Below are 26175 nucleotides of genomic sequence, written 5' to 3'. Positions count from 1 at the left end.
ACGCAATACCGCGATGCTCATGAAGCTGAACGCATTAAACAGCATTTATCGTACCGGCTTGGCGCCCGCATGATTGCCAATTCCAGATCACTGGGGGGCTGGGTATCTATGCCTTGGTTTTTGTTGGTTGAAGTCAAAGCATTTCGCCAGGCACGCCGCTAATACCTAACATTATTGGCAGCGGCTTGTACGAAATTTAACAAAGAACAATGCACACTCGTCACTATGAATAGCTCTACCAGTACTTTGACCCAGTGGCTAGATAACTTACAGATATTACTGCCGCCAAGCCACATCACATTGGTAGGAGCTGGTAATGGCGTGGGGGCTTGGGTGCGGTGGCTGCAAAAACAGGCGGGAACTGCGACCTTGGTTGAAGCAGATGCCCAGCAGTTTGCGACCCTTCAGTGCCTGCAAGCAGCGGGCTATTTGGAGCGAGCAACATTGCTGAATACAGTGCTTGCCCCTGAGGCGAAAGAGCCAGTAGAGTTTTTTACGGCCAGTTTGGCGTCAGAAAATGGCCTACTGCGTCCTGAAGAACTGCGTCAATGTTGGCCCAACCTGTCAACCTTGGCCGTTGAATCTTTACAAGCCAAAGCTTTGACTTCATTGCTAGAAGTAAAGCCGAGCCAGCAATGGCTATTGATCGATTGCCTGCCCGCCGCCACGCTATTGCACAGCGCCAAAGCTGTGTTATTCAAAGTGGATGTCGTTTTAGCACGCGTATTGTTGGGAGTAGATCAGCCTGCTGGAACTGGTCTGACTGAACTGATTCAAGCTTTGCCGGATTTCATACAGTTAGCGCGACAATCAACTCGTCATCCAGCTATTGTCTATGTGTTATTTGTACGCGACTATCGCAATGCGTTCCAACGCGCTAATCAAGCAAAGCATGAAGAAGAGAATGCAAAAAAAGCTATTTTAAAAGTTCAAAATGATATTCAAACTAAGCTTGCAAAGTTCCAAGAAGATAATTCGGAGCTTTTGAAAAAACAAAAATTGCTAATAGACTCCCAGAGTCTATTGCAGACTGAATTGTTGGAGGCTGTTAATGCAAAAAATACAGAAACCGTTGCTAAAAAAATTGCTCAGAAAGCCCAAATCGAATTGCAGACTCTGCTCGACAGAGTCCAAGCAAGTAAAGCGGAACAATTGATGCAACAAGAGCTGCAAGTGCAAGCTCGGGAAGCATTGAAAATTGACTTGGTTGCAGCTAATCAAGCCCTTGATATTGAGTTGAAGGCAAAGATTGAACTGCAGGCCAAGTACCAACAACTCGACGCTGAACAACAAGAAACCAAGTGTCGGCAGCAACTACTAAGAAAAGAATTAATCAAAGCAGAATCTCAGTTGAATTTATTAAGAGATTTTTTATATCAAGATGAGAAATATAATAAATAAGCAGTACAGCAGGATTTTATAATATAGATTTTTTAATGGTTGAATTTAGAACTACGAAATTATGCAAGAAAATATACCTAATCCTAGGGCGTCCTTATATTATCCTGAATTGCTGCAGCATGCTAAAGATTCTTGGACACAGGGTGATTGGGAAGCCTTAATTAGATATAACGTAGAAGATATTCAAAACCATACCGAACGTGCTCAGTTGGCTCTTTTGATTGCTGCTGGCCATCATTCCAGTGGTAACAATGGAAGAGCACATTATTTTATTCAGCATGCGCTGCAATGGGGGGGGGCTGAAGCTGAGATAAGTAAAATGTTACTGTCAGGGGTTTTTGATACTTTAGGGCGCGCGGCAATTATTAATCAGCAAGAAGAAATTGCAGAGGAATTTTACAAAAAATCAATAAATATTTTCTATGAAGATAAAGATCTGGAATTGGTAACGCATAAATTCAGAAAAAGCAAAGAATCGGTAAATTACCTTCTTGAGATAGAGCGAAGATTTCATATTAATTCTAAATTAAATTTTTTCTTGAAGGATAATTATAAGTCAAGAACAGAGTACGTTCATTATGATGATATGAATGAGTCAGATGAATGGCAATTGGAGGTTTATCTTTATGCCTATGGCCTGATGAAAAAAAATGGATGGAACTCTGTTGCTGATATAGGGTGCGGTTCTGGATATAAGTTGATAAACTATTTGGGGGATTTTCATACGATTGGCTATGAGCTTGACATTAATTTGCCTGTTTTGTTTGATAAGTACCCTGATAGGGATTGGAGACCATCTAATTTCAACATGGATGGCGATATAAATGTTGATTTGATAGTATGCTCAGATGTTATCGAGCATTTAACCAATCCGGATGATCTGATTAGATATTTTCTAAGGCAAAAATTCGAGAAATTGATATTATCAACTCCCGATAGAGATATTTGCCGAGGTGTTGAGGATTTTGGTCCGCCGAAAAATAAAGCTCATCAGAGAGAATGGAATTTTCTCGAATTCTATAAATACATAAGCAATTATTTTAATGTAACACACCATGCAGTAACAAACTCCAAGCAAGGAACACAAATGATTGTTTGTGAAAAATATAAAAATTTTTAAAGTTAATGTAGAGTTTATTAGGTAATTGGAGTTCTAATGCAAAGTTTAAAGTTAATTATTGCTGAAAATATTTTATCCGAGAATAAAAAATCACTAATATCTTCACTTAAAAATAAATTTTTAAAAATTGACATCAGCTTTATAAGTGAAAATTTCACAAACGAAGAATTCATAGAGAAATTTTCACAGAATGAATGTGCTAAATATACTTGGACTTTGGTCTTTAGTTCAAATACTAGTGTTTTGAATTTATCTGAGTCATTGGGCTATCAAAATTCAATTATTTTTAATAATCCTTATGATTTTGATGAGGATGTATTTTTCTTTCATGAGAATATGAAATTTGTCATAGTTTCTAAAGATGAAAAAAATATTATTGCCCATAAAGAAAAAACAGATATAACTGACTATATTGACAGTAAAATAATAAATAGCATATGTGAATTGACTGGGGTTAACAAAACGCCATTGGAGTATATTTCTTCCTATAAAAGAACTCCTAGTAAAATATACGGATTCAATCCAATAAAGAATAAGTCAAAAGTTAATGATGAGTTTATAAGGAATTTTTCTAAAGATGTGTTGGTTGTAGTAATACCAACAAAAAACTATCCGGTTTCAGGTGAGAATTTTAAAAAAAGAATTAATTGGTTTAATGAGATTTTCTCGAGTTCGGTAAATTTTTTATTCTCGAATGAGCTGAATTTAATAGATATTGATCTTAGTAACGTGATTTTAGATGACTGTATGTCAGTAAAAAAAACACGCGCAGAAAATATAAATTCAGTTTACGAAAAACTAGGAAAATACTATAAATTATTCTGTTTTATAGATGATAATATAATTCCTGATGCATCGATTATTGACGCGATCGTGCTTTGTGCCAAGCGGTATGAGATCGTTACGCCATATTCTCATTCGGTAAGTATACCTATTGGTGAGTTTGAGGCGATTTTTGAAAAAATGTGGATCGCTCCGCGTGACCTGAGAACGGTTGACATAAAGAAAAGTATTTCAGAGGGTTGTTTTGTTGTTCGGAGCTCATTTATTGCATCAATTGCTAATTTCCAAACATATAAAAACACTGACCTAGAGAATAATGCAATTGATCTTCTTTCCTTGTATCGATTAAGTGAATACGGAATTTATGCTGCATTTGCACCATGGTTTCAATACAAGAATAGCCGAGAAAATAAGCATGATGCAAATGACTTGCTTCATTCTAAAATATTCTTCTCTTCTGGAGCTGACAGTGGTGTAGAAGATAAATATAGAATATATGAAAATAATAAGCACTATCCTACTTACTCGAGGATAACTGAAGTAAAAAAAATAAAAAAAAATCATGTATATTCTTCAAATACAGACTTAACGATAAAAAAAATCAATAAATCAATAATAGATGGGAATTTAGATGAATTAGTGTTTCATATGGATTCTGGTATTTATGGGGAGGTTTCAAGTTCTTTGCTAAGAAATCAATTGGTTTCTAAGTTTTCTGAATATGACTTGGTAAAAAATAGAAAAAATATAGAGAAAATAGATTGCTCTGCTTTGATAAAAAGCACTGGTCGAATACCTCAATTAGCACGACTAATTTCAAGCTTAAAAGCTAATAACCCAGATTTTCCAATATTGATATTAGATGATTCGGGAGTTGACCTATCAGGGATTAAAAGTATTTTAAGAGACGGAGACCGGTTAATAGAGATGGGGGATGTCGATGTCGGTCTGTCTGAAGGAAGAAATATTCTGGTCGAGAGTTGCAAATCAAAATTTCTTTTATTATTGGACGATGATTTTTTAATCATGCCAGACTCTAATATAGAGAATGGGTTAATCAATCTAATTGAGGAAGGCCTGGATATTGTGGGGGGGGCAGTCTTCGATTATGGATATGCAGCAAATGTTCGAGAAATGCCAAGAGATTTCAGAGGGTTTCTGCATAAGGAATCTAGAGTTTTGAATATTACGTCATTACCTTTGACTGTTGAGCATGAAGAGCTATCCGTGTCCCGAAATGTTGATTTGGTAATGAATTTTTTTGTGGCCAGAAAAGAATCTATTTTGAAGAATCTGTGGGATAAAAGTCTAAAACTAGGAGAGCACTTAGATTTCTTTTTGCGAGCAAAAGAAAACGGCTTAAAAATATCCTATCTTCCTCAGATGTATACACTCCATTACAGGCCTTCTGGTGATGCGGATCCTTTATATCAGATTAAAAGAAGTAGAGCCGAAAAGTTTATTGAGAAAAATTTTGAAAAACATGCAATTGACATTGTTCTTAAAAATGGCGAAGTCATTAAAGGTTAAATCATATTATGAATAACATTACAATAAAATCGGCACGAAGCGCAGAATCTAATGGAGATTATTCAAAAGCATTGGAAATCTATGCCAAACTCTCAAGGGAGATGAGTACTGAGGCTTTTGATTATGATATTTTTAGAATTAAGAGTAAATTAAAGAAATCTGAAAATATTGATCTAAGGAAATTACTTGAAACTATTGAAGTTGATAAGATTTATGTGTTAAATCTTGCTTCTGATTCAGAGAAGAAGCTACGTGTAGCTAGAGAATTGAGCCGAGTCGGATTAGATTTCTCGTTTGTCAGCGGCGTTTATGGTCGATACTCCGATGAAGCGAAAAAATACTTCAATGAATATTTAATGCGTTCTCCGGGATCAATGAAGTCATCACGGCACATTGAGAATAATGTTCAGCTTATTTTAAAGAAGAACGCTACAATTGGGGCATTTGGATATTTGCTATCGCAGCGTAAGATATTTAATGATGCATTGGATAACGGGTATAAGAGGATATGTGTTTTTGACGATGATGTAATATTTTCTAATTTTTCCAGTTCTCATATTCGAAATATAGAAAAACGTTTATCTTTTAATTCCGATTGGAAAATATTGCATTTAGGTGCATCGGAGTATTCGGAAGATCATCCCGGAGATAATGTCTCGGAGGGGGATGCGTTTTATTCTGCCATTCCTCATAAAACATGTGGATCTTTTGCAACTATCTATGATGAATCTTCTTTCAAAGACATTTTAGAGGCCATTTGTGAGATGGATGGGCCTTATGATAATGTAGCGTTGGGATCTATTTATAATAAATATCCAGATTCATGTCTGGTTGCGTACCCTAATATTTGTTTGGCTGATGTTCATTCTTCAAATATAAGGTCTAAAAGAGATCAATTTACTCATTCGGAAAAAATGAGATGGAGCCTTGAAAAGGATGATTATTATAAATATAAGAATAAACATGTCATCAATTTAATAGTAAAATTCCCCGAGGCAGCTAATTTTGTTCTAAATTATCCGCATCACGCAGATGATCTGAAAATAAGATTCTTCTATATGTCTGATGATGGGATTAGGCCTATTCACGCGGGGGGGGCAATTCTTAAAAACAATAGCCATCTTGAAGAATTTGATAATCTCTATGATGAATTAAATTCAAAAATAAATATTCATGAGTTCTCGCTTCCATTGGCGGATAAAAATATTTTCTGGCCAAATAAGACGGTATTGAATTTTGATATTATAAGAAATATTGTTATCGGAGAGTATTCTAAGAATTACGATGAGTCCTCCTTGGAATTTCCATATAGGGTATTGGATGGTGACCATTTTCATGAATCTGAAAAAGGATTGGCTTCTGTTATAGTTCCAACATATAGAGATTTTGGATTCGTTACTGCATGTATAGATTCTGTTATACAACAGGATTACGAGAATATTGAATTAATTTTGGTTTTTGATAATCCGGATAAGCAGCCTGAAGAAAGTGACATAATTTCATATGTCCGAGAATCTGAGAGGAAAGCAGGTCGAGTAAACCCTGTTAATTTAAAAATTGCTTTTCACAAAAATACAAGATATGGGTGTGGAGCAAGAAATACAGGTATTTTTCTCTCAAGGGGAGAATTTATTTCCTTTTTGGACGACGATGATCTATATACTAAATCTAGGATTAGTGAGTCTATTTCCACTTTGAATAATGACGTCGCTAATGAGTTTGGTGCTTGTTATTGTGCATACGTTGGGCTATGGGATGATGAGGAAAATATTGACCATTCAAGAATGAGAAAAGGTAATTTTCTTAATGAAATTATTTGTTTAAATTATCTATCTCATTACATCCATACAGGAACTGTTACTTATCGACGGGATGTTATTATGGACATCTGTGGATTCGATGAGAAATATATTCGTCATCAAGACATAGAGATGAATGCTCGTTTCTTTAGGCTAAATAATATAACATTTTCTCCGATGATTGGGATGAAATTTAAGCCAAGAAAAAAGCAAACCAAGGCCACATTTAGCAATAGTCTTGAGTTACTGTTGGATGTGAAAAAGAAATTGACAGAAGACTTCTCTGATGTTATTGGGAAATATGATGAAGATATTTTTAATATGTATGTTTCAGGACATGTGGCGGACTTGAAGTCATATTTTTCCGAAAAATTAATCGATGAAAATTTAAGAAAAGTCCTGATAAATTTCTTGCAAAAATGATGAGAATATCTATTGTTGGCACCGGTTACGTCGGCCTTTCCAATGCGATGCTGTTGGCACAGCATCATGAAGTAGTGGCTCTTGATATTGATGAGCGTAAAGTAGCTTTGCTCAATGATAGGAAGTCTCCCATTGTGGATGCCGAGATTCAGAGCTTCCTGGCGGAAAAGAAGCTGAACTTCCGTGCCACGCTGAATAAGCAGGATGCCTATATTGGTGCGGACTTTGTCATCATCGCCACGCCTACGGATTACGATCCGCAAACGCAGTACTTCAATACCAAGTCGGTGGAGTCGGTGGCACGAGAGGTGATGGCAATCAATCCGGATGCGGTGATGGTGATCAAATCTACGGTACCAGTTGGCTTTACCAAGCGCCTGAAGGAGCAACTGGGTAGCGAGAACATTGTTTTCTCGCCAGAGTTTCTGCGTGAAGGCAAGGCCCTGTATGACAACCTGCATCCCAGCCGCATCGTGGTTGGGGAGCGTTCCGAGCGTGGTCAGCAGTTTGCCGATCTGCTGTGCGAGGGCGCCATCAAAAAGGATGTGCAGGTATTGCTGACGGATAGCACCGAGGCCGAGGCCATCAAGCTGTTTGCCAATACCTATCTGGCCATGCGCGTCGCGTATTTCAATGAACTGGATACCTATGCGGCCGTGCATGGGCTGGACACGCGCCAGATCATTGAAGGGGTCAGTCTCGACTCACGCATTGGCGGGCATTACAACAATCCTTCGTTTGGTTACGGCGGTTATTGCCTGCCCAAGGACACCAAGCAGTTGCTGGCCAACTATGCCGATGTTCCGCAGAGCCTGATGCATGCGATTGTGGAGTCGAACCGCACACGCAAGGATTTTGTGGCGGACGATATCTTGAAGCGCAATCCCAAGGTGGTGGGTATCTACCGCTTGGTGATGAAGGCTGGCTCGGACAATTTCCGTGCTTCTTCCGTCCAGGGGGTGATGAAGCGCCTCAAGGCCAAGGGTGTGGAGGTTGTGGTGTATGAGCCTGTGCTCGATGCTCCTGATTTCTTCCACTCCCGCGTTGTCAAGGATTTGGCGGAGTTCAAGCAGATTGCCGATGTGATCGTGGCCAATCGTGTTGTGGATGAGCTGACCGATGTACCGCACAAGGTCTACACACGTGACTTGTTCGGCGGCGATGCGTGAGCCGTCATTTGTTCATTAAAGGTTTGCAACGATGAAGGTCACAAAAGCAGTTTTCCCGGTCGCGGGTATGGGAACCCGTTTTCTACCTGCCACCAAGGCCAGTCCCAAGGAGATGCTGCCGGTGGTGGATAAGCCGCTGATTCAGTATGCGGTGGAAGAAGCCCTGGCTGCAGGCATCAAGGAAATGGTGTTCGTGACAGGCCGAAGCAAGCGCAGCATCGAGGATCATTTCGACAAGGCTTATGAGCTGGAAAACGAGCTGGAGGTGCGTGGCAAGACGGAGATGCTCAAGTATGTGCGTAGCTTGATGCCTGCAGACATGAAGTGTGTCTATATCCGCCAGCCGGAGGCCCTGGGCTTGGGCCATGCCGTCCTGTGCGCACAGCCTGTAGTAGGCAATGAGCCGTTTGCCGTGTTGCTGGCTGATGATTTGCTGGATGGCGAGCCGGCGGTAATGCGCCAGATGGTGGACGTGTACGACTACTACAAGTGCTCGGTGCTGGGGGTGCAGCAGGTGCCGCTTGAAGACACACGTAGCTATGGCATTGTGGACAGCAAGCCGCTCAAGGACGGCTTGGAGGCTGTGCACGCCATTGTGGAAAAGCCAAAGCCGGAGGAAGCACCTTCCACACTGGCGGTGGTGGGCCGCTATGTGCTGACGCCGCGTATCTTTCATCATTTGGCTCACCTGGGTAAGGGCGCTGGTGGAGAGATCCAGCTTACCGACGGAATTGCGGCGCTGATGAAGGAAGAGCAGGTGCTGGCCTACCGCTATCAGGGCAAGCGGTATGACTGCGGCTCCAAGATCGGCTACCTGGAGGCCACCTTGGCCATGGCACGCAAGCACCCAGAGGTGGGCGAACAGTTTGAGCAACTGCTGCAGTCGTTGCGCAACTAGGAAGCGCCTGTACAACCCTTGCGATGCAGTCCGAAGTAAGGCGGTAGCCGTGTGGCTATCTACGGCTTCGGCTGCGTCTCGTTCGGGTTCGGGTTCGGGTTCGGGATTGTGTCGCTTGCTCTAAAAGCATAGCTACTGGCGTTTGTACTTGATGGGTTTCATATAACAAATCGTTTGAAACCATTTTTGGACGTGCGCAGAAGGCTATTTTTTTAAGAGCTAATGCAGGCAAGACCTGCAAAATGTGATTTGACAAGGATGAAGTTTTGAGTGTGGATACACCCATTTGGCAGGCGCTGAAATCCAGGGCTGCCGTTTGCGAGCAAACGCTGAATCTGCAACAGGCACTGGGCAGCCCTGGCCGGTTTGAGTGTTTGAGCTTGCAGGCACCTCATGTTTTGCTGGATTGCTCCAAATCCTTGTGGGACGAGGCTGTGTTGAAGGCCTTGCTGCAAATGGCCAGGGAGGCCGGTTTGGCGCAGCGGCGTGATGCCTTGTATGGCGGGGCAGTGGTGAACGAAACAGAGCAGCGCCCGGCCTTGCATGTGCGCTTGCGTGCTCCTTTGGCGCCGCAGGGTTGCGCCATGCCAGAGGAAGAATGCCATGCAGGCCGGCGCACCATGCTGACCTTGGCGCAGCAGTTGCGTGAACAGGCCCGTTTTACGGATGTAGTGCATATCGGCATTGGTGGCTCGGGCCTGGGGCCTGAACTGTTGCTGCAGGCACTGCAACCCTGGTGTCAAGGCGGGCCGCGTGTGCATGTGGTGTCCAATATGGACGGCCATGACCTGCAGCAGGCGCTTCAAGGGCTGGAGCCCGAGCGGACATTGTTCATCGTGGCTTCCAAGTCCTGGTCCACGGCCGAGACACAGCGCAATATGGCATCGGCCAAGGCCTGGGTATGTGCGGCTGGTGACCTGCATTGGCCGGATCATTTTGTGGCCGTGTCTTCGCGCGAAGATATTGCCCGCCAGAATGGCTTTACGCAGACGCTGCATATCCCGGAGGGGATTGGCGGGCGCTTTTCCATCTGGTCTGCCGTAGGATTGCCGGTGGCTCTGGTCGTTGGGCCGGCGGTTTTCGAGCGTTTGCTGGCCGGTGCAGCGGAGATGGATGCGCACTTTGCCCAGGCACCGCTGGAGCGCAATGCGCCGGTATGGCTGGGTTTGCTGGATGTGTGGTACGGCAGTTTTCTGCGTATGCCGGGGCGCTGCGTTGCGCCGTATCACCATGGTTTGCGCCGACTGCCGGCGTATCTGCAGCAGCTTGAGATGGAGAGCAATGGCAAGCAGGTACATGCAGATGGCACGCCTGTGGGCTATCCAACGACCGGCATGGTTTGGGGTGAGCCCGGCAGCAATGGCCAGCATGCTTTCTTTCAGTGGCTGCACCAGGGAACCCAGCGTATTCCGGTGGAGTTCATTGCCGCTCGCACGGCGACCCATGGCTTGCCGGAGCACCAAGAGGCCTTGCTGGCCAATGCACTGGCCCAGGCTCAGGCGCTGATGCAGGGAAGCAAGGCCGGTCCGGGGCAACTGGCCGGGCATCAGGATTTTCCGGGTAATCGCCCCAGCACCTTCATGTTGCTGGATGCATTGACCCCCGAGTCGCTGGGCGCCTTGCTGGCCCTGCATGAGCACCGGGTGTTTGTGGCAGGCACGGTATGGGGTATCAACAGCTTTGACCAGTGGGGGGTGGAGCTGGGCAAGACGCTGGCCAAGGATTTGCGCACGCGCATGGATTCTGGCGATCTGTCTGGGCTTGACGCTTCCACGGCGGGATTGCTGGCGTATTGCTGCCCGGAAACGGAGCAAGTCTGATGAAGGCCTTGCGTGGTCTCCTGCATCTGCTGCGCGGCGATTTTGCCAGCGCCCTAGCCGAGGCTGGAACTAGCTCTTTGAGTGGACTTAATAGCTGGGTGCCTTGGGCGCATTACCGGATGGGCATGTATGCCACGGTGGCGGCGCTGCCGCTGCAGCCGGGTCGCAGGCGCCATGTCATGCCTGCCGTAGTTTCTCTGGCCGCATGCGGCCAGCATGACCGGGCGCGCAAGATGCTGGCGGCGGCGCGATGGCGGGGGACTCCGGCGCGCTTGCGCGTCGCATTGGCCGATGCCTTGGCGCCTTTCATGCCTGTAGAGGCTCTGCAATTGCTGGAGTCTGTGCAAGAGGCCGCATCTCCAGCTCTGCATGCTGCGCTTTTGTTGCGCACAAACCAGACTCAGCGAGCGCGCGAGTTGTTGGCAGATGCCCGAAACAGCGGCCAGGCAGCGCGCTATCCAGAGTTGTTTCTCTATCAGACGATGGCGGAGCCTGATCGGCCAGAGCAGCAATTGGAACGGCTCAATCTTTTTTTTGCTGCTTATGGCCTGCCGCCGTTGGCATTGCGCAATCCGCATGAGGCACCCGGCCCATGCAATGTGAAATTGCCCGATTTGCCGGCAGCGGCGGATGGCCCTTTGGTTTCGGTCTTGATGACGACGTTCCAGACCGGCGCGAGAGCATCGGTGGCGATCGAGTCCCTGTTGAATCAGACCTATCGCAATCTGGAGATCATCGTGGTGGATGATGCCAGCGCTGACGACACCCCAGAGTTGGTGGAGACGTGGGCGAAAAAAGACGCACGCGTGAAGCTGCTGCGGTTGCAAACGAATGGCGGTACTTACCTGGCCAAAAGCATGGGTCTGCAGCTTGCACGCGGAGAGTTTGTGACATGCCACGATTCTGACGATTGGTCGCACCCGCTAAAGATAGAAATGCAGGTGCGCCCCTTGTTGGAAGACGCTTCGCTGGTGGCAACAACTTCGCATTGGGTGCGTATGCAGGATGATGGCGTTTTCTATGCCCGTCCCGTGCATACCTTGATGCGCTTGAATCCCTCTTCACCGATGTTTCGGCGTGAGCTGGTGTTGCAGCGCATGGGGGCCTGGGACTGCGTGAGAACGGGAGCGGACAGTGAGTTTCATGCACGGCTGAGGCTGGTGTTTGGAAAAGCTGCCGTCAAGCGCATTGCGAAGCCGCTGGCATTGGGTTCGCACCGTGTGGGTTCGCTGATGACGGCAGAAGACACAGGCTATTCGGATGCAGGTGTTTCACCGCAGCGGCTGGCTTACTGGGAGGCCTGGGCCAGCTGGCATCTGGATTGTTTGCGCCAGGGCAAGGCACCTGGCCTGCCCCTGGATCTGGAGGCTTTGTCTGCAGGTCGTCTCTTTGCTGCGCCTGAGGAGATCTGTGTCAAGCCAGAGCAGGTCAGGGCTGCGCAGGATCAGGTCCGGCAACAGGTGCTGCGTGCCGGCGACAAACAGTAAACCCGCTTTATGTGAGAGCCTGGTGTCGGAAAGAATTGGCATTTTTTCGAGAGGAATATTTCGCATTCCTCTGCTGGCGGTGTTGCTAAAGGCGACGCCAGTGCGCTTGCGCGCATGGCGCGCCGCCCCGGTTGATGTGGTAGCCGGCTGGGGTCTGCGTCCTACCACTTGGAAGGCTGTGGCCTATGCAGGCAAGCATGGTTTGCCTTATGTGGCGCTGGAGGATGGCTTTCTGCGCTCCTTCGGCACGGGAGAGTATTTCCCGCCGCTGTCATTGGTGGTTGATGATGCAGGCATTTATTACGATTGCACGCGACCCAGTGCATTGGAGCAACTGCTGAGCAGCGATGCCGATGTGCTGGCACCGGATGCCGCGCTGGTGCGGCAGGCCCGCGAGAAGCTGCTTTCAGCGGGCCTCAGCAAATACAACCATGCACCGGATCTGCCCGCAGGCGTGTTGCGCGTCGATGATGTTCAGCGGGTTCTGGTAGTGGACCAGACGGCTGGAGATATGAGTGTGGCCAAGGGTGGGGCGGATGCCGCTACGTTTGAAGCCATGCTGGCGGCAGCGCTGGACGAAAATCCGCAGGCCACGGTTTATGTCAAGACCCATCCCGAAGTGACTTCGGGCCGCAAGGGCGGTTATCTGACGGGCGTGCAGTCCGATGCCCGTACGGTGGTGTTGCGTGATGCGGTCAACCCGATGAGCCTGATCGCTCAAATGGACAAGGTCTATGTGGTCAGTTCGACCATGGGCTTTGAGGCCTTGCTTGCCAGCAAGCCGGTGGTCTGCTTTGGCGTGCCCTGGTATTCGGGCTGGGGCGCGACGGATGATCGCCAGCCGCAGCATGCAGCCATGGGGCGCCGGGCCGGGTGCAGGCGCTCGGTGGACGAGTTGTTTGCCGCTGGCTATATGCACTATACCCGATATCTGAATCCTGAAACAAGGCAGCTGGGCTCCATCGCAGATGTGACGGTCTGGCTGGATAGGCAGCGGGAGATGGCCGAGCGTTACTCGGGTCGGATGATTTGCGTAGGTTTTCCGCGCTGGCGTGCCTGGAATTTTCGGCAGATGCTGTCCTTGCACGCAAAGCGAGTTGTTCACGCGCGCAGCGCGGATGCCGCTGCCGCGCTGAAGCCCGAAAGAGATGACTGTCTGGTCTGCTGGGGCCGTGTTCCGCCCGAAGGAGTGCAGGAACTGGCTGCGGCATCAGGCGTGCGCCTGCTTCGCATGGAGGATGGCTTTGTGCGCTCCGTGGGGCTGGGCTCCGACCTGATCCCGCCGCAGTCCTTTGTGCTGGATGCCAAGGGCATTTATTTCGATCCGGGCCAGCCTTCGGAGCTGGAGGATCTACTCAATACCCGGACATTCATGGTGCAGGACCTGGAGCGTGCGCGCAATGTGCGCGCCTTTATCGTCGAGCACGGCATCACCAAGTACAACCTGGAGCCCAATCGCCCGGTGGACTGGTTCAGCGATGAACATCCGCAGGCCGGTCGCAAGGTGGTGCTGGTGCCGGGTCAGGTGGAGGACGACGCTTCCATTCGCTTTGGCTGCGACGCCGAGGGTGTTTGCACGAATCTGGGTCTGCTCCAGGCGGCACGCTCTGCATTTCCCGATGCTTTCATTGTCTTCAAGCCGCACCCTGATGTGAGCAGCGGCAATCGCAAGGGGCGTGTAGAGCCGGCTCAGGCTTTGCTGTATGCCGACCACATGGAGCAAGGCGCTTCGGTGGTGAGCTGTATCGAGGCCTGCGATGTGGTGGTGACCATGACCTCGTTGACTGGCTTTGATGCCTTGCTGCGCAACAAGCAAGTGGTGGTGCACGGGCGGCCGTTCTACGCTGGTTGGGGCCTCACGCAGGACTGTCTGCCCGTGCCGCGCCGCAGCCGCTCGCTGTCTCTGGATGAGCTGGTCGCGGGGGCGCTGCTGCACTACCCCTTGTACTGGGATCCGGTGCTCAGAGGCTACACGAGCTGCGAAGCGGTGCTCAGGCGCTTGCTTGAGCAACGTACCGCCCTGGAGCAGTCGGGCAGTTTGCAGGGCCTGAAGTCCGGCTGGTTGAGGCGGCAGTGGCGTAAATCTAGGGTATTGCTTCAGTCGATTTTGTCGGATTGGTGATACTTACCTTTTTTTGCAATTATTTTTCATCGATTTGTTGTCAACGTGCAGTGATGTGCAGAGGTTCCTCTCGGTGAAACCCCCTAAAATAGGGCGGTCATGCTTCATGACGCCTCCATAAAGATACCAAGCGGCCTGACAGCCCGCAGTTCCTAACGCATGAAGAACAAGAGTGGATTTGCGTCTAAACGTGTTTTGTTGCTACAAGGCCCGGTAGGGCCTTTTTTCTGGAACCTGGCCAAGGACTTGCGCTCGGTGGGGGCGACTGTTTTCAAGTTCAACTTCAATGCGGGGGATTGGCTGTTCTATCCCCGCAAGGCCCATTCGTTCCGGGGGGAACTGGCACAGTGGCCCGAGGTTCTGGAGGCCTTCATCATCAGGCACCGGATTGATGCGGTGCTGCTGTTCGGCGATTGCCGGCCTGTGCATGCGTGCGTGCGCTCCATGACGGAGCGTCTGGGCTGTGCCTTAGGAGTGTTTGAAGAAGGCTATCTGCGGCCCGACCACATCACCTTTGAGCCCATGGGCGTGAATGGACATTCTCATTTTGAAAAGAGACTGGCCATATGGCTTAAGCAGAGGGCGCAGCAAGAGACTGCGCCACAGCCTTCTCATCCGAATGGACCGATGACGGAGTCATGGAAGAAGGTCGGAAACTCATTCTGGCATTCGGCCATGTGGGGCATGCTGTATTTCTTTGCTGCCTGGCTGGGGCAGTGGTTCTGGAATAACTCCCTGCATCACAGAAGCATGACCGTGCGGGATGCGCCTTGGTGGTGGCTGAGTTATCTGCGTAAATTCTGGTATCGCCGCACGGAAAAGGAAATCGAGAATCTGCTGCTTGGAGATTTGCGCAAGAAATTCTTCCTGGCTCCGCTGCAGGTATATAACGATGCCCAGATCGTGGTTCACTCGAACTATGATTTCGTGACGGATTTCATCAATCACGTTTTGCATTCATTTTCCAGGGCGCAGGCGCTGGAGCGTATGAACGGCGTGCCCGAAGGTGGAAAGTCGATTGCGAATGACGTGGTGGTGTTCAAGCACCACCCCATGGACCGGGGGCACCGGAACTACGCCAATATCATCAGTCTGTTGGCAAGGCGTCATGGTTTGCAGGGCAAGGTCTTATATATCCATGACCAGCATCTGCCATCGTTGCTCAAGAATGCCAAGGGGGTGGTGCTGGTCAATAGCACGACCGGTCTTTCGGCTTTGGGTCATGGTGCCCCTGTCAAGGTTTGCGGCAATGCCTTGTATGACCTGGAAGGCTTGACCTTTCAGGGCAAGATGCGGGATTTCTGGTTTCGAGCGCATCAGGCCATTCCTGATCAGGATATGCTCTCGCGCTTTCGCAGGGCCTTGATAGAGTGCACGCAGATCAATGGCAGCTTCTATCGCCGGCTTTCGGCGGTCTCATGGCGTTGCGGGGCCGCGCTGGATGGCCAGATGGCCCAGCGCCTGTGGGGAGGCGGTCCGTCGGTGGATCCCTTGCTTTGGCCGGAAGAGGCTGTGGACCCGGTATTCGTTTCCCGGCAGGAAAATCAGGAAAATGCCATGCCTTCTATGTTGCAGGGGGTGGCCTCTGTTGAATAAGCCATGGTATGGAAGGATTCCGTTTTCCGGAGTGCAATGACTAGCAGAGAAAAGAATATCTCATTCGAGTCTTCCGGGAAGACAAGTGATTGCGAGCGCCTGGTGATCTTCATGGGTGGCTTTGATCCCCGTGGGGCAAGGCATTATCACCAGTTGATGCGCGCGGAATCGCAAAAGCAGCCGTCTGTTTCCGAGGGTAGAAAATACGCGATTGGCAGCAGAGAGAAGTGGAATGAGGGCGAGGCAGCGCAAGAAAAATCGCTGCATTCTCGATGGCGGGTTTCTCAGGCGGGGTCCGAAAATACTGAATCTGCCGATTTTGTTTTTTTTGACTGGCACGATCAGGTTCGTCTTCATTGGCCCCAGAGTCGGGCGGAAGTCTTTCGCCAGGCCCTGGGAACCTATATTGCTGTCTGGAATTTGAGGCAGTGGCTGAAACCTGTGCGAGAGCAGGCGCGTTTTACTTTGTGGGCGCTGATGTACCCGCTGTTTTATGTGCTGCTGGTGCTGCTGGCCGGAATCGGCATGGGCTCTTTGCTCGTTAATCTATGGGACGGTTTGCCGAAAGCGGGCGCATTCGCGCTGATGCTTGCGGTGATTGCTGCTGTTTGCTGGAGCGGCTTTGTGCTGGACCGGTATCTGCATATCAGCTGGCTTTTGAGAATTTTGAACTTTGCCCATGCCAGTTCCAGGAAAACATTCCCCGTGCTGGATGCGCGTATCGAGGCGATGGCCGCCGAGGTGGCGCAGGCCATGCAGCAGCAGCGGTGGCGTGAGGTGGTCGTGGTCGGCTTCAGTGTCGGCAGTGTGCAGGCTCTGAAGTTGACTCAGGCGCTTCGCCGTAAGCTGGCTGAAGATCCGTTATCCTCACACGCTTCTCGCAAGCCGCTGGTGAGCTTGGTCACCCTGGGCAATTGCATTCCGTTGTTCGGGCTGTTTCCCGGCGCTGGCGCGTTGCGGCAAACCTTGCGTGAGGTCGCCATGGACGAAGCGGTGTACTGGGCCGATATTTCTTCTCCCAGCGATAGCGTGTGTTTCGGCATGTGCGATGTAGTGGGGCTGTCGTTGCGCGAAGATGGGCGCAAGGATGAGACCCAGGCCGCCAGCCCGGTTATCGAGGCCGGAAAGCGCCGGGCCCAGTGGGGATTCAATCCGCAGGCGATATGCTCCCCGCGCTTTCACAAGCTGTTTTTGCCGACAACCTACCGTTGGTTGCGCAGGAACAAGATGCGCATGCATTTTCAGTATCTGATGGCCGGCGAAGTTGCCGGTGCCTATGATTATTTCGAGTTGCTCACCAGCGCCGGTCCGATGCGTGACTACATAGAGAGGAAGTTGGTGCGATGAGTCGTTTCTGTCCCGTTTATCCCAAGCCCCACCCCGAGCAGACATCGAAGCTGCGCATGTTCTGGCATGCGCGGCGCTCCTGGATGGACGCGCTGTTCGAGCGCAGCTACAGCATGCAGATGGGTGAGGTTCATCTGCCCGGCGTGGATCTCTACATGCTCAATGACCTCAAAGAGGTCAAGAGAGTCATGCAGAGCGAGGCGCAGCAGTTTCCCAAGAGCCATCTGCTGCATGAATCGCTGGAGCCTTTGCTGGGAGACAGCATCTTCACGACCAATGGCGAGCAGTGGCAGCGTCAGCGCACCATGATGAATCCCGCGTTTGCCCAGGCGCGTGTGAACGTCGCTTTCCCGCGCATGCTGGGAGCCGCGCAATCCATGCTGGAGCGCCTGGATGCCGTGGAGGAGGGACAGCCGTACGACATCGAGATCGAGATGACCCATGTCACGGCTGACATCATTTTCCGCACGATTTTCTCCAAGCCCATGCAGGGGCCTGATGCGCATCGCATCTTCGAGGCATTTGCCCGCTATCAGTCACTGGCGCCCAAGCTCATGCTGCCAGCGCTGTTCGGTGCTCGCTGGTTGACCATGCCCTGGTACCGCTGGCAGAGCAACCAGGCGGCCAGGGAGATTCGTGGCTTGCTGCACGCCATGATCAAGCCGCGCTATGAAGCGCATCTGAAGGGCGAGGCCGAGGAGCAGGAGGATATTCTTGCCGCCTTCATGCAGGCCAAGGATCCGAACACAGGCGAGCCTTTCAACGAGGAAGAGCTGGTCAATCAGGTCGCCATGCTGTTTCTGGCAGGGCATGAAACTTCGGCCAGCGCGCTGACCTGGGCCAGCTATCTTCTGGCCCAGTCACCCGACATACAGCAGCGTGCCTACGAGCAAGTGGTGGAGGTGGTTGGCGATCGTCTGCCGCAGCAGGCGGACATGAAGAGCTTCTCTCAGGTCTGGAATATCTTTCGGGAGACCTTGCGTCTGTTTCCCCCTGTGGGCTTCTTCGCCCGGGAGAATGTTCAGTCCTGCCCTATCAGGGGCAAGCAGCTGAAGGAGCGCAGCACGGTGGTGGTGGCGCCCTGGCTGTTGCAGCGCCACCGAAAATGGTGGAAGAACCCAGATGCCTTCGACCCGGATCGCTTTGACCGTGAGGAGGACAAGGAAGCCATCAAACACGCCTACATGCCTTTCAGCATGGGGCCGCGCGTTTGTCTGGGGGCCGCATTTGCCTTGCAGGAGGCGGTCTTGATTCTGGCCTGCCTGCTGCAGCGCTATGAAATCCTGCCGGCGGCAGGCCATGTGCCGCAGCCTGTGGGGCGGCTGACGATTCGCTCCGAAAATGGCGTACGCATCAATTTGCGCAAGAGAGAGGCTGCATGAAGGAGCGCCTGGCAGGTTTTGCGCTGATGTGTGCAGTCGTTCCGCTGGCGGTCGTGGGCTGGCTGATTCTTTGCTGGGTCGGCCTGTTCGGCAAGACGGAGCGGGGCAGGGCCGGAGTGCGGGCGCTGGACCATTTTGTCAATGCTGCAGTGCTCAATGGCTATGCCTGGGAAAGCGTTTCATCGCATGCCTGGCGCGAACGCGAGAACAAGCGCTGGGCGCGTTGGGTCATCCGGATCACCGATCACTTCCAGAAGGATCACTGCATGCGTGCCAACAAGCGCGAGCAGCCCGTGGTGGATCTGATTCTGAAAAAAGGTCTGCAGGGCCAGACGATCAGGTGACAGGGCGGGCGCCAGGCCATTCAGCCCATGAGCCGGATGAGCTCATTACGCCTCATTACGCTTCATGCCCGGTCCAGGTCAGCGAGATTCGGCTCTGGTGCGTTAAGGACTGAAGCGTTTCCGGGACGAAGCGCGATCTCGCCGGCCCACGGTGATCTATATCGAGCATGGAGACATATGTCCAATCGCACTTCACTCATCCGCAGCCTGGCAGCCTTGGCGCTGGTTTGCGCAGCGGGTGCCGCCCAGGCGCAGGCCTATATCAGCGGCTCCATCTCAGGGCAGCTGGCGCCCGGGGTTTACGGTCAGGTCAATATCGGTAATGCACCGCCGCCGCTGCTGTATGCCCAGCCGATGTGGGGCGGCCCGGTAGTGCCGCAGGTGCAGCCCATCTATATGTGGGTGCCGCCCGGCCATTCGCGCAACTGGCGCCGCTACTGCGGCCGCTACCACGCCTGCGGCCAGCCGGTCTATTTCCTGCGCAATCCGCCACCCCATTGGCGTGCAGGACCTCCGCCGCGCCACCACCACGAGCGACGCGACTGGCATGACGACCGCCGGGACCATAGGCACTGGGACAGAGACGATCGCCGCGATCGACGTGACTGGGACAGGCATGATCGCGATGATCGGGGGGGGCGTGGTCATGGTCACGGGCGTGGGCATGGACGCCATGACGACTGAATTAGGGGTTAACCACTAAATTCACTGTTGCTTATGCGCAGCAATGAAGGCTGATTGCTATTAAAAAAATAGCAATCAGCCTTTTATTTTTATTGGCCTCATGCTTTGTTTGTAGGTATTTATACGTGTTATGAGCAAGCACTTTGCTATGCCTTTGCGGCATAGCTGCTAGCGGAGGGCTTGCCTAGTGGGAGGGCGTGGGGCTGCCGACAATAGTCTCATTCGTTTTGACTAGATGGTTGCCCTGATGCAAGCCCTGTCGAGCGCCCCGTCCTGCCGGTGCAGTCTGCCCGCAGCGTGACGGGAGTGGCTTGAAAGGCCTCGATGGCCGGGACTCGGCATTCGAGATTGCGGGGCAGCCATGGCATCCACTTCAGGAGTCTTCCGGCATGAGCGCAGCACTCAAAGGCATTTCTTCCATGGCAACCCGCCAGGTCCTCGCGGATCTGGTTGCAGCCTGGCAGGAGCAGGGCGGGGAGCCGGTGCAGATCGAATCCGTGGGCGGTGTGGATGCCGCGCAGCGCGTGCAGTCCGGCGAAGAGGCCTTTGATGTGGTCTTCCTGGCTTCCAACGCCATCGACAAGCTGCAGGCCGCCGGTCGTGTGGTTGCAGGCAGCAAGGTGGACTTGGTGCTCTCCAGTACTGCCGTGGCCGTGCCTGCTGCTGCGGAGCAGCCCGATATCGGCTCCGAAGAGGCCGTGCGCGCTGCCGTGCTGGCCGCGCCCAGCATTGGCTATTCCACCGGCCCCAGCGGTGTGGCACTGCAAAAGCTGTTCGAGCGCTGGGGCATTGCCGACGAGATCAAGTCCCGCATCGTGCAGGCCCGCCCCGGCGTACCCGTGGGCTCCATGATTGCTTCGGGCGAAGTGGCGTTGGGCTTTCAGCAGTTGAGCGAGCTGATCCATGTCGCGGGCATACAGATCGTGGGCGGCCTGCCTGCCGCGATTGCCATCGATACGGTGTTTTCGGCCGGCGTTGTGACGGGCTCGGCACATGCGGATGCCGTGCAGCGTCTGCTGGCCTTCATGGCTTCGCCTGAAGCCGAAGCGGCCAAGCGCCGCCAGGGCATGGAGCCCGCTTGAATTGATTCGTGTCCAGGCGGGGGCCTGGCACTGACACCCCATCCAGCAAAAGGGCAGTCATAGCCCTTTCGTGACGGACGTACCAGATGCCTTTGAGGCTTTGGCGCCAGCCGCGAGACAGGAGATAGAGGCGACAAAGAGAGGCAACTGAGATTCCAAATATGACTTCGCAAACTAGCAAACAGAGCACCGGCCCGGCGGTCGTCAATGTGCAGACCGTGCTCAACGAGAGCCCGTTTTCACGCTTCCAGTGGGGGATTTTCTTCCTCTGTTTTTTGATTGTTCTGCTCGACGGTTTTGATACCGCCGCCATCGGCTTCATCGCTCCTTCGCTGCTCGGCGAATGGGGCATCGACAAGTCCCATCTGGGCCCGGTGCTGAGCGCGGCCCTGTTCGGCCTGGCGTTCGGCGCGCTGGGGGCGGGTCCGCTGGCGGACCGCGTGGGCCGCAAGACCGTGCTGATCATCGCTTCGGTGGTGATGGGCGGTGCATCGATTGCTTCCGGTCTGGTGCACGATCTGCAAGGCCTGACCATCTGGCGCTTCATCACCGGCCTGGGTCTTGGCGCCGCCATGCCCAACGCCATCACGCTGATGAACGAATACTGCCCTGACAGCAAGCGTTCCTTCATCACCAACTGCATGTTCTGCGGCTTCCCCATCGGCTCGGCCTTCGGCGGCTTTATCGCGGCCTGGATGATTCCGCATTTCGGCTGGCGCAGCCTGCTGATCGTGGGCGGCGTGGTGCCCCTGATCCTGGCCGTGCTGATGATCGTGATGCTGCCCGAGTCGGTGCGCTTCATGGTGCTCAAGAACTACTCGGCAGACCGCGTGCGCAAGGTGATGGTGCGCATCGCCGCCGGCACGCGCAATGCAGCGCGTTTTGTGCTGAACGACGGCGGCGAGGCGGCTGCCCAGGCACAGCAAGGCCCCCAGGGCCTGCGTCTGGTGTTCTCGCAGAAATATCTGGTCGGCACGTTGGCCCTGTGGGTGACGTATTTCATGGGCCTGGTGATCGTCTACGGCCTGGTCAACTGGATGCCTGTGCTGTTCAAGGAAGCAGGCGTGCCGGCCAGCCAGGCGGCCGTGATTGCCGCGCTGTTCCAGCTCGGCGGCGTGGGCGCGATCTTCGTCGGTTTGCTGATGGACCGCTGGAATGCCAATCTGATCATCGCGACGGGCTACTTCCTGACCAGCCTGGGCGTGGCCTTCATCGGCCAGGTGCTCGGCGGTGGCGTGGGCATGCTGGTGGCTTCGGTATTCATTGCCGGTTTGCTGATGAATGCGGCACAGTCGTCCATGCAGGCGCTGGCTGCCGAGTACTACCCCACGGAATGCCGCGCCAGTGGCGTGTCCTGGATGCTGGGCATCGGCCGCTTTGGCGGCATTGCAGGCTCTTTCCTGGTGGCCGAGCTGTCGCGCCGTCACCTGGAGCTGCCGCAGGTCTTCATGGTGGTTGCCATTCCCGGTGTCATCGCCGCGCTGGCGCTGCTGGTCAAGAACCGCTATGCAGGCGGCGCACCGCGCACCTCCATGCTGGGCCTGGGCGGCGCACACTGAACTTTTTGATAGACGAATTATTTTTTAACGGAGCTTGAAGATGATCATTGACGTACACGGTCACTACACCACGGCGCCTGCGGCTCTGGGCGCATGGCGCGATCTGCAGATCGCCGGCCTCAAGGACCCGAGCAAGACCCCGTCGGTGGCCGATCTGAAGATCAGCGACGATGAAATCCGCGAGACCATCGAAACCAACCAGCTGCGTCTGATGAAGGAACGTGGTTCCGATCTGACCATCTTCAGCCCCCGTGCCTCGTTCATGGCGCACCACATCGGTGACTTCCAGACCTCCAGCACCTGGGCCGCCATCTGCAACGAGCTGTGCTTCCGCGTCAGCGAGCTGTTCCCCGACCACTTCATTCCCGCCGCCATGCTGCCCCAGTCGCCCGGCGTGGATCCTGCAACCTGCATTCCCGAGCTGGTCAAGTGCGTGGAGCAATACTGCAACGTGGGCCTGAACCTGAACCCCGATCCCTCGGGCGGCCACTGGACTTCGCCCCCGCTGTCCGACAAGAGCTGGTACCCCATCTACGAAAAGATGGTGGAGTACGACATCCCCGCGATGATCCACGTCTCCACCAGCTGCAATTCATGCTTTCACACCACGGGCAGCCACTATCTGAATGCCGACACCACGGCCTTCATGCAGTGCCTGACTTCGGATCTGTTCAAGGACTTCCCGACCCTGAAGTTCCTGATCCCCCATGGCGGCGGAGCCGTGCCTTACCACTGGGGCCGTTTCCGCGGTCTGGCGCAGGAGATGAAGAAGCCGCTGCTGGAAGAGCATCTGCTGAACAACATCTACTTCGACACCTGCGTCTACCACCAGCCCGGCATCAACCTGCTGACGGAAGTGATTCCGACCAAGAACATTCTGTTCGCCAGCGAAATGATCGGCGCCGTGCGCGGCATCGATCCGCAGACCGGTCACTACTACGACGACACCAAGCGCTACATCGAAGCCACGCAGAACCTGACGGCCGATGAAAAGCACGCCGTTTACGAAGGCAATGCCCGCCGCGTGTTCACGCGCCTAGACAAGGCGCTCAAGGCCAAGGGCCTGTAACTTCTCAAAAAAGAGAGCTGTTAGCGTACGGTATGAAAGGTTTTCAATAAGAAAACTATTCAAATATGATGAATGACAAGTGCTACCAGCTCACTTTTTGGATTCAATAACGTCAAAGCAAAGAGGTATTTCCATGTACGAACTGGGAGTTGTCTACCGCAATATCCAGCGCGCCGACCGCGCTGCTGCTGACGGCCTGGCCGCCCTGGGCTCCGCCACCGTGCACGAGGCCATGGGCCGCGTCGGTCTGCTCAAGCCCTATATGCGCCCCATCTATTCCGGCAAGCAGGTCTCCGGCACCGCCGTCACGGTGCTGCTGCAGCCCGGCGACAACTGGATGATGCATGTGGCTGCCGAGCAGATTCAGCCCGGCGACATCGTGGTCGCTGCCGTCACCGCCGAGTGCAGCGACGGCTACTTCGGCGACCTACTGGCCACCAGCTTCCAGGCGCGCGGCGCACGCGCGCTGATCATCGATGCCGGCGTGCGCGACGTGAAGACGCTGCAGGAGATGGACTTCCCGGTCTGGAGCAAGGCCATCTCTTCCAAGGGCACGATCAAGGCCACCCTGGGCTCGGTCAACATCCCCATCGTCTGCGCCGGCATGCTGGTCACGCCCGGTGACGTGATCGTCGCCGACGACGACGGCGTGGTCTGCGTGCCCGCCGCGCGTGCCGTGGAAGTGCTGGCTGCCGCCCAGAAGCGCGAAAGCTTCGAAGGCGAAAAGCGCGCCAAGCTGGCTTCGGGCGTCCTGGGCCTGGATATGTACAAGATGCGCGAGCCCCTGGAAAAGGCCGGCTTGCGCTATGTGGATTAACACCCCCTGAGCGGCTGCGCCGCTTCCCCCTCTCTCGCTGCGCGGGAAGGGGACGACACCCTCGGTGCGGGGCGGCCCTTCCTCGGTGTCTCTGAGATGTGGCAGCGCCAGTTTCATGGATGGTGGGAAGTGCGCAGCGCACGGTGCAATCAACAATTGAGGAGCAAACAGATGAGCGCCTTTGAAAAAACCCCCGGCTGGCTGGACTGGTATGCCAACCCCAGCAAGCCCCAGTTCAAGCTGCCTGCCGGCGCTGTGGATGCGCACTGCCACGTGTTCGGTCCCGGTAACGAGTTCCCCTTCGCCCCCGAGCGCAAGTACACCCCCTGCGACGCCAGCAAGGCCCAGCTGTATGCGCTGCGCGACCATCTGGGTTTTGCGCGCAATGTGGTGGTGCAGGCCACCTGCCACGGTGCGGACAACCGCGCCATGGTCGATGCCTGCAAGTCCTCGGGCGGCAAGGCCCGCGGCGTGGCCACGGTCAAGCGCTCCATCAGCGATGCCGAACTGCAGGAGCTGCATGACGCCGGCGTGCGCGGCGTGCGTTTCAACTTCGTCAAGCGTCTGGTGGACTTTACGCCCAAGGACGAGCTGATGGAGATCGCCGGTCGCATCGCCAAGCTGGGCTGGCATGTGGTGATCTATTTCGAAGCCGTGGATCTGCCCGAGCTGTGGGACTTCTTCACCGCGCTGCCCACCACCGTGGTGGTCGACCACATGGGCCGCCCCGACGTGACCAAGGGCGTGGACAGCGAGGAGTTCGCCCTGTTCTTGAAGTTCATGCGCGAGCACAAGAATGTCTGGAGCAAGGTTTCCTGCCCCGAGCGCCTGTCCGTCTCCGGCCCCAAGGCGCTTCATGGTGAGCAGAACGCCTACCAGGACGTGGTGCCTTTCGCGCGCCGCGTGGTCGAGGAGTTCCCCGAGCGCGTGCTCTGGGGCACGGACTGGCCGCACCCCAACCTGAAGGACCACATGCCCGACGACGGCCTGCTGGTGGACTTCATTCCTCATATCGCTCCTACCGCGCAGCTGCAGCAAAAGCTGCTGGTGGACAACCCCATGCGTCTGTACTGGCCCGAAGAGGTCTGACGGAGTTCCGGCGACACATACACCCGGAAACAGGCCGCAGCCTTGTCGCATGGGCTGCGCCATCCGTAACGAGGAGAATTTATGGCTTTGGAAAAACCGTATCTGGACGTGCCCGGCACCATCATTTTCGATGCCGAGCAGTCCCGCAAGGGCTACTGGCTCAACCAGTTCTGCATGAGCCTGATGAAGGCCGAGAACCGCGAGCGCTTTCGCGCCAACGAGCGTGCCTATCTGGACGAGTGGGCGATGACCGAGGAGCAGAAGCAGGCCGTGCTGGCGCGTGACCTGAACTGGTGCATGCGCACCGGCGGCAATATCTACTTCCTGGCCAAGATTGGCGCCACCGACGGCAAGAGCTTCCAGCAGATGGCGGGCTCCATGACCGGCATGACCGAAGAAGAGTACCGCGCCATGATGATGGGCGGCGGCCGCTCTGCCGATGGCAATCGCTATGTGGGCGAGGACGGTGATGCGCAGGCGCATCGCCAGCCCCAGGGCAGCGCAGGCAACCAGAACAAGGAAGGCAACTAAGACATGGCACGCATCACCGCATCCGTTTTCACCTCGCACGTGCCTGCCATCGGCGCCGCCATGGACATGGGCAAGACCCAGGAAGCCTACTGGGCGCCCCTGTTCAAGGGTTATGACTTCTCC

Annotated in this window: 20 protein-coding genes and 1 pseudogene; all 21 read left to right on the top strand. The window is 53.2% G+C overall.

The window, feature by feature from the left end; translation table 11 throughout:
• Positions 1–225: 225 nt before the first annotated feature.
• Positions 226–1401, top strand: coding sequence for a hypothetical protein (locus AAIL66_RS23050; protein WP_343497858.1), 1176 nt, complete (start codon positions 226–228; stop codon positions 1399–1401).
• Between the two features lie 61 nt (positions 1402–1462).
• A complete protein-coding gene (locus tag AAIL66_RS23045) occupies positions 1463–2521 on the top strand; it encodes a methyltransferase domain-containing protein (RefSeq protein WP_343497857.1) in 1059 nt (352 codons plus the stop codon).
• Positions 2522–2557: 36 nt separating this feature from the next.
• Entirely contained in the window at positions 2558–4834 is a 2277-nt protein-coding gene (locus AAIL66_RS23040) for a glycosyltransferase (RefSeq protein WP_343497856.1), read from the top strand.
• Between the two features lie 8 nt (positions 4835–4842).
• The gene (locus AAIL66_RS23035; RefSeq protein ID WP_343497855.1) at positions 4843–7056 is read left to right on the top strand and encodes a glycosyltransferase; all 2214 of its coding nucleotides are present in this window, start codon (positions 4843–4845) and stop codon (positions 7054–7056) included.
• Positions 7056–8225, top strand: a complete 1170-nt coding sequence (locus AAIL66_RS23030) for a nucleotide sugar dehydrogenase (protein WP_343497859.1) — start codon at positions 7056–7058, stop codon at positions 8223–8225. The genes AAIL66_RS23035 and AAIL66_RS23030 overlap by 1 nt, the downstream gene beginning before the upstream one ends.
• 31 nt (positions 8226–8256) lie before the next feature.
• The gene (gene galU / locus AAIL66_RS23025; RefSeq protein WP_343497854.1) at positions 8257–9123 is read left to right on the top strand and encodes a UTP--glucose-1-phosphate uridylyltransferase GalU; all 867 of its coding nucleotides are present in this window, start codon (positions 8257–8259) and stop codon (positions 9121–9123) included.
• Between the two features lie 272 nt (positions 9124–9395).
• Positions 9396–10943 carry a glucose-6-phosphate isomerase gene (gene pgi, locus AAIL66_RS23020; RefSeq protein ID WP_343497853.1) on the top strand — a complete coding sequence of 516 codons (1548 nt, stop codon included), beginning with the start codon at positions 9396–9398 and terminating at the stop codon, positions 10941–10943.
• Positions 10943–12430, top strand: coding sequence for a glycosyltransferase family A protein (locus AAIL66_RS23015; protein ID WP_343497852.1), 1488 nt, complete (start codon positions 10943–10945; stop codon positions 12428–12430). Before pgi ends, AAIL66_RS23015 begins: the two co-directional genes overlap by 1 nt.
• A 100-nt stretch (positions 12431–12530) precedes the next feature.
• Entirely contained in the window at positions 12531–14552 is a 2022-nt protein-coding gene (locus AAIL66_RS23010; RefSeq protein WP_343497851.1) for a capsular polysaccharide biosynthesis protein, read from the top strand.
• A gap of 159 nt (positions 14553–14711) precedes the next feature.
• Complete coding sequence (locus tag AAIL66_RS23005; RefSeq protein WP_343497850.1) at positions 14712–16148, top strand: capsular biosynthesis protein; 1437 nt, start codon at positions 14712–14714, stop codon at positions 16146–16148.
• A gap of 36 nt (positions 16149–16184) precedes the next feature.
• The gene (locus AAIL66_RS23000; RefSeq protein WP_343497849.1) at positions 16185–17495 is read left to right on the top strand and encodes a hypothetical protein; all 1311 of its coding nucleotides are present in this window, start codon (positions 16185–16187) and stop codon (positions 17493–17495) included.
• Positions 17492–18877, top strand: a complete 1386-nt coding sequence (locus tag AAIL66_RS22995; protein ID WP_063663014.1) for a cytochrome P450 — start codon at positions 17492–17494, stop codon at positions 18875–18877. Before AAIL66_RS23000 ends, AAIL66_RS22995 begins: the two co-directional genes overlap by 4 nt.
• Positions 18874–19221, top strand: coding sequence for a hypothetical protein (locus AAIL66_RS22990; protein WP_003067549.1), 348 nt, complete (start codon positions 18874–18876; stop codon positions 19219–19221). Before AAIL66_RS22995 ends, AAIL66_RS22990 begins: the two co-directional genes overlap by 4 nt.
• 177 nt (positions 19222–19398) lie before the next feature.
• Entirely contained in the window at positions 19399–19905 is a 507-nt protein-coding gene (locus AAIL66_RS22985; protein ID WP_080746231.1) for a hypothetical protein, read from the top strand.
• 389 nt (positions 19906–20294) lie between these two features.
• Positions 20295–20987, top strand: a complete 693-nt coding sequence (locus AAIL66_RS22980) for a substrate-binding domain-containing protein (RefSeq protein WP_253232752.1) — start codon at positions 20295–20297, stop codon at positions 20985–20987.
• Between the two features lie 161 nt (positions 20988–21148).
• The gene (locus tag AAIL66_RS22975) at positions 21149–22546 is read left to right on the top strand and encodes an MFS transporter (RefSeq protein WP_034408249.1); all 1398 of its coding nucleotides are present in this window, start codon (positions 21149–21151) and stop codon (positions 22544–22546) included.
• A 40-nt stretch (positions 22547–22586) separates the two neighbouring features.
• A complete protein-coding gene (locus AAIL66_RS22970) occupies positions 22587–23615 on the top strand; it encodes an amidohydrolase family protein (protein ID WP_343497848.1) in 1029 nt (342 codons plus the stop codon).
• Positions 23616–23748: 133 nt separating this feature from the next.
• Entirely contained in the window at positions 23749–24432 is a 684-nt protein-coding gene (gene ligK / locus AAIL66_RS22965; RefSeq protein ID WP_343497847.1) for a 4-carboxy-4-hydroxy-2-oxoadipate aldolase/oxaloacetate decarboxylase, read from the top strand.
• Positions 24433–24603: 171 nt separating this feature from the next.
• Positions 24604–25521, top strand: coding sequence for an amidohydrolase family protein (locus tag AAIL66_RS22960; protein WP_012838738.1), 918 nt, complete (start codon positions 24604–24606; stop codon positions 25519–25521).
• Positions 25522–25602: 81 nt separating this feature from the next.
• Positions 25603–26052, top strand: coding sequence for a protocatechuate 4,5-dioxygenase subunit alpha (gene ligA / locus AAIL66_RS22955; RefSeq protein WP_012838737.1), 450 nt, complete (start codon positions 25603–25605; stop codon positions 26050–26052).
• Positions 26053–26055: 3 nt separating this feature from the next.
• Positions 26056–26175 (top strand): annotated as a pseudogene (locus tag AAIL66_RS22950) (protocatechuate 3,4-dioxygenase); the annotation flags it as partial.

This window comes from Comamonas sp. F1-6, assembly GCF_039581415.1.
Lineage (GTDB): Bacteria > Pseudomonadota > Gammaproteobacteria > Burkholderiales > Burkholderiaceae_C > Comamonas > Comamonas thiooxydans.
The sequence above is the reverse complement of the archived record's forward strand: the minus strand, read 5'-3'. Positions and strand labels throughout refer to the sequence as shown.

Excerpts from the sequence above, each read along its gene's own strand:
- AAIL66_RS23045 (WP_343497857.1), top strand. The coding sequence starts at position 1,463 with ATGCAAGAAAATATACCTAATCCTAGGGCGTCCTTATATTATCCTGAA.
- AAIL66_RS23030 (WP_343497859.1), top strand. The coding sequence starts at position 7,056 with ATGAGAATATCTATTGTTGGCACCGGTTACGTCGGCCTTTCCAATGCG.
- AAIL66_RS23000 (WP_343497849.1), top strand. The coding sequence starts at position 16,185 with ATGACTAGCAGAGAAAAGAATATCTCATTCGAGTCTTCCGGGAAGACA.
- ligA (WP_012838737.1), top strand. The coding sequence starts at position 25,603 with ATGGCTTTGGAAAAACCGTATCTGGACGTGCCCGGCACCATCATTTTC.
- AAIL66_RS23005 (WP_343497850.1), top strand. The coding sequence starts at position 14,712 with ATGAAGAACAAGAGTGGATTTGCGTCTAAACGTGTTTTGTTGCTACAA.
- AAIL66_RS22960 (WP_012838738.1), top strand. The coding sequence starts at position 24,604 with ATGAGCGCCTTTGAAAAAACCCCCGGCTGGCTGGACTGGTATGCCAAC.
- AAIL66_RS22985 (WP_080746231.1), top strand. The coding sequence starts at position 19,399 with ATGTCCAATCGCACTTCACTCATCCGCAGCCTGGCAGCCTTGGCGCTG.
- AAIL66_RS22980 (WP_253232752.1), top strand. The coding sequence starts at position 20,295 with ATGAGCGCAGCACTCAAAGGCATTTCTTCCATGGCAACCCGCCAGGTC.
- AAIL66_RS23050 (WP_343497858.1), top strand. The coding sequence starts at position 226 with ATGAATAGCTCTACCAGTACTTTGACCCAGTGGCTAGATAACTTACAG.
- AAIL66_RS23015 (WP_343497852.1), top strand. The coding sequence starts at position 10,943 with ATGAAGGCCTTGCGTGGTCTCCTGCATCTGCTGCGCGGCGATTTTGCC.
- AAIL66_RS22990 (WP_003067549.1), top strand. The coding sequence starts at position 18,874 with ATGAAGGAGCGCCTGGCAGGTTTTGCGCTGATGTGTGCAGTCGTTCCG.
- ligK (WP_343497847.1), top strand. The coding sequence starts at position 23,749 with ATGTACGAACTGGGAGTTGTCTACCGCAATATCCAGCGCGCCGACCGC.
- AAIL66_RS23035 (WP_343497855.1), top strand. The coding sequence starts at position 4,843 with ATGAATAACATTACAATAAAATCGGCACGAAGCGCAGAATCTAATGGA.
- AAIL66_RS23040 (WP_343497856.1), top strand. The coding sequence starts at position 2,558 with ATGCAAAGTTTAAAGTTAATTATTGCTGAAAATATTTTATCCGAGAAT.
- AAIL66_RS22970 (WP_343497848.1), top strand. The coding sequence starts at position 22,587 with ATGATCATTGACGTACACGGTCACTACACCACGGCGCCTGCGGCTCTG.
- galU (WP_343497854.1), top strand. The coding sequence starts at position 8,257 with ATGAAGGTCACAAAAGCAGTTTTCCCGGTCGCGGGTATGGGAACCCGT.
- AAIL66_RS22975 (WP_034408249.1), top strand. The coding sequence starts at position 21,149 with ATGACTTCGCAAACTAGCAAACAGAGCACCGGCCCGGCGGTCGTCAAT.
- AAIL66_RS22995 (WP_063663014.1), top strand. The coding sequence starts at position 17,492 with ATGAGTCGTTTCTGTCCCGTTTATCCCAAGCCCCACCCCGAGCAGACA.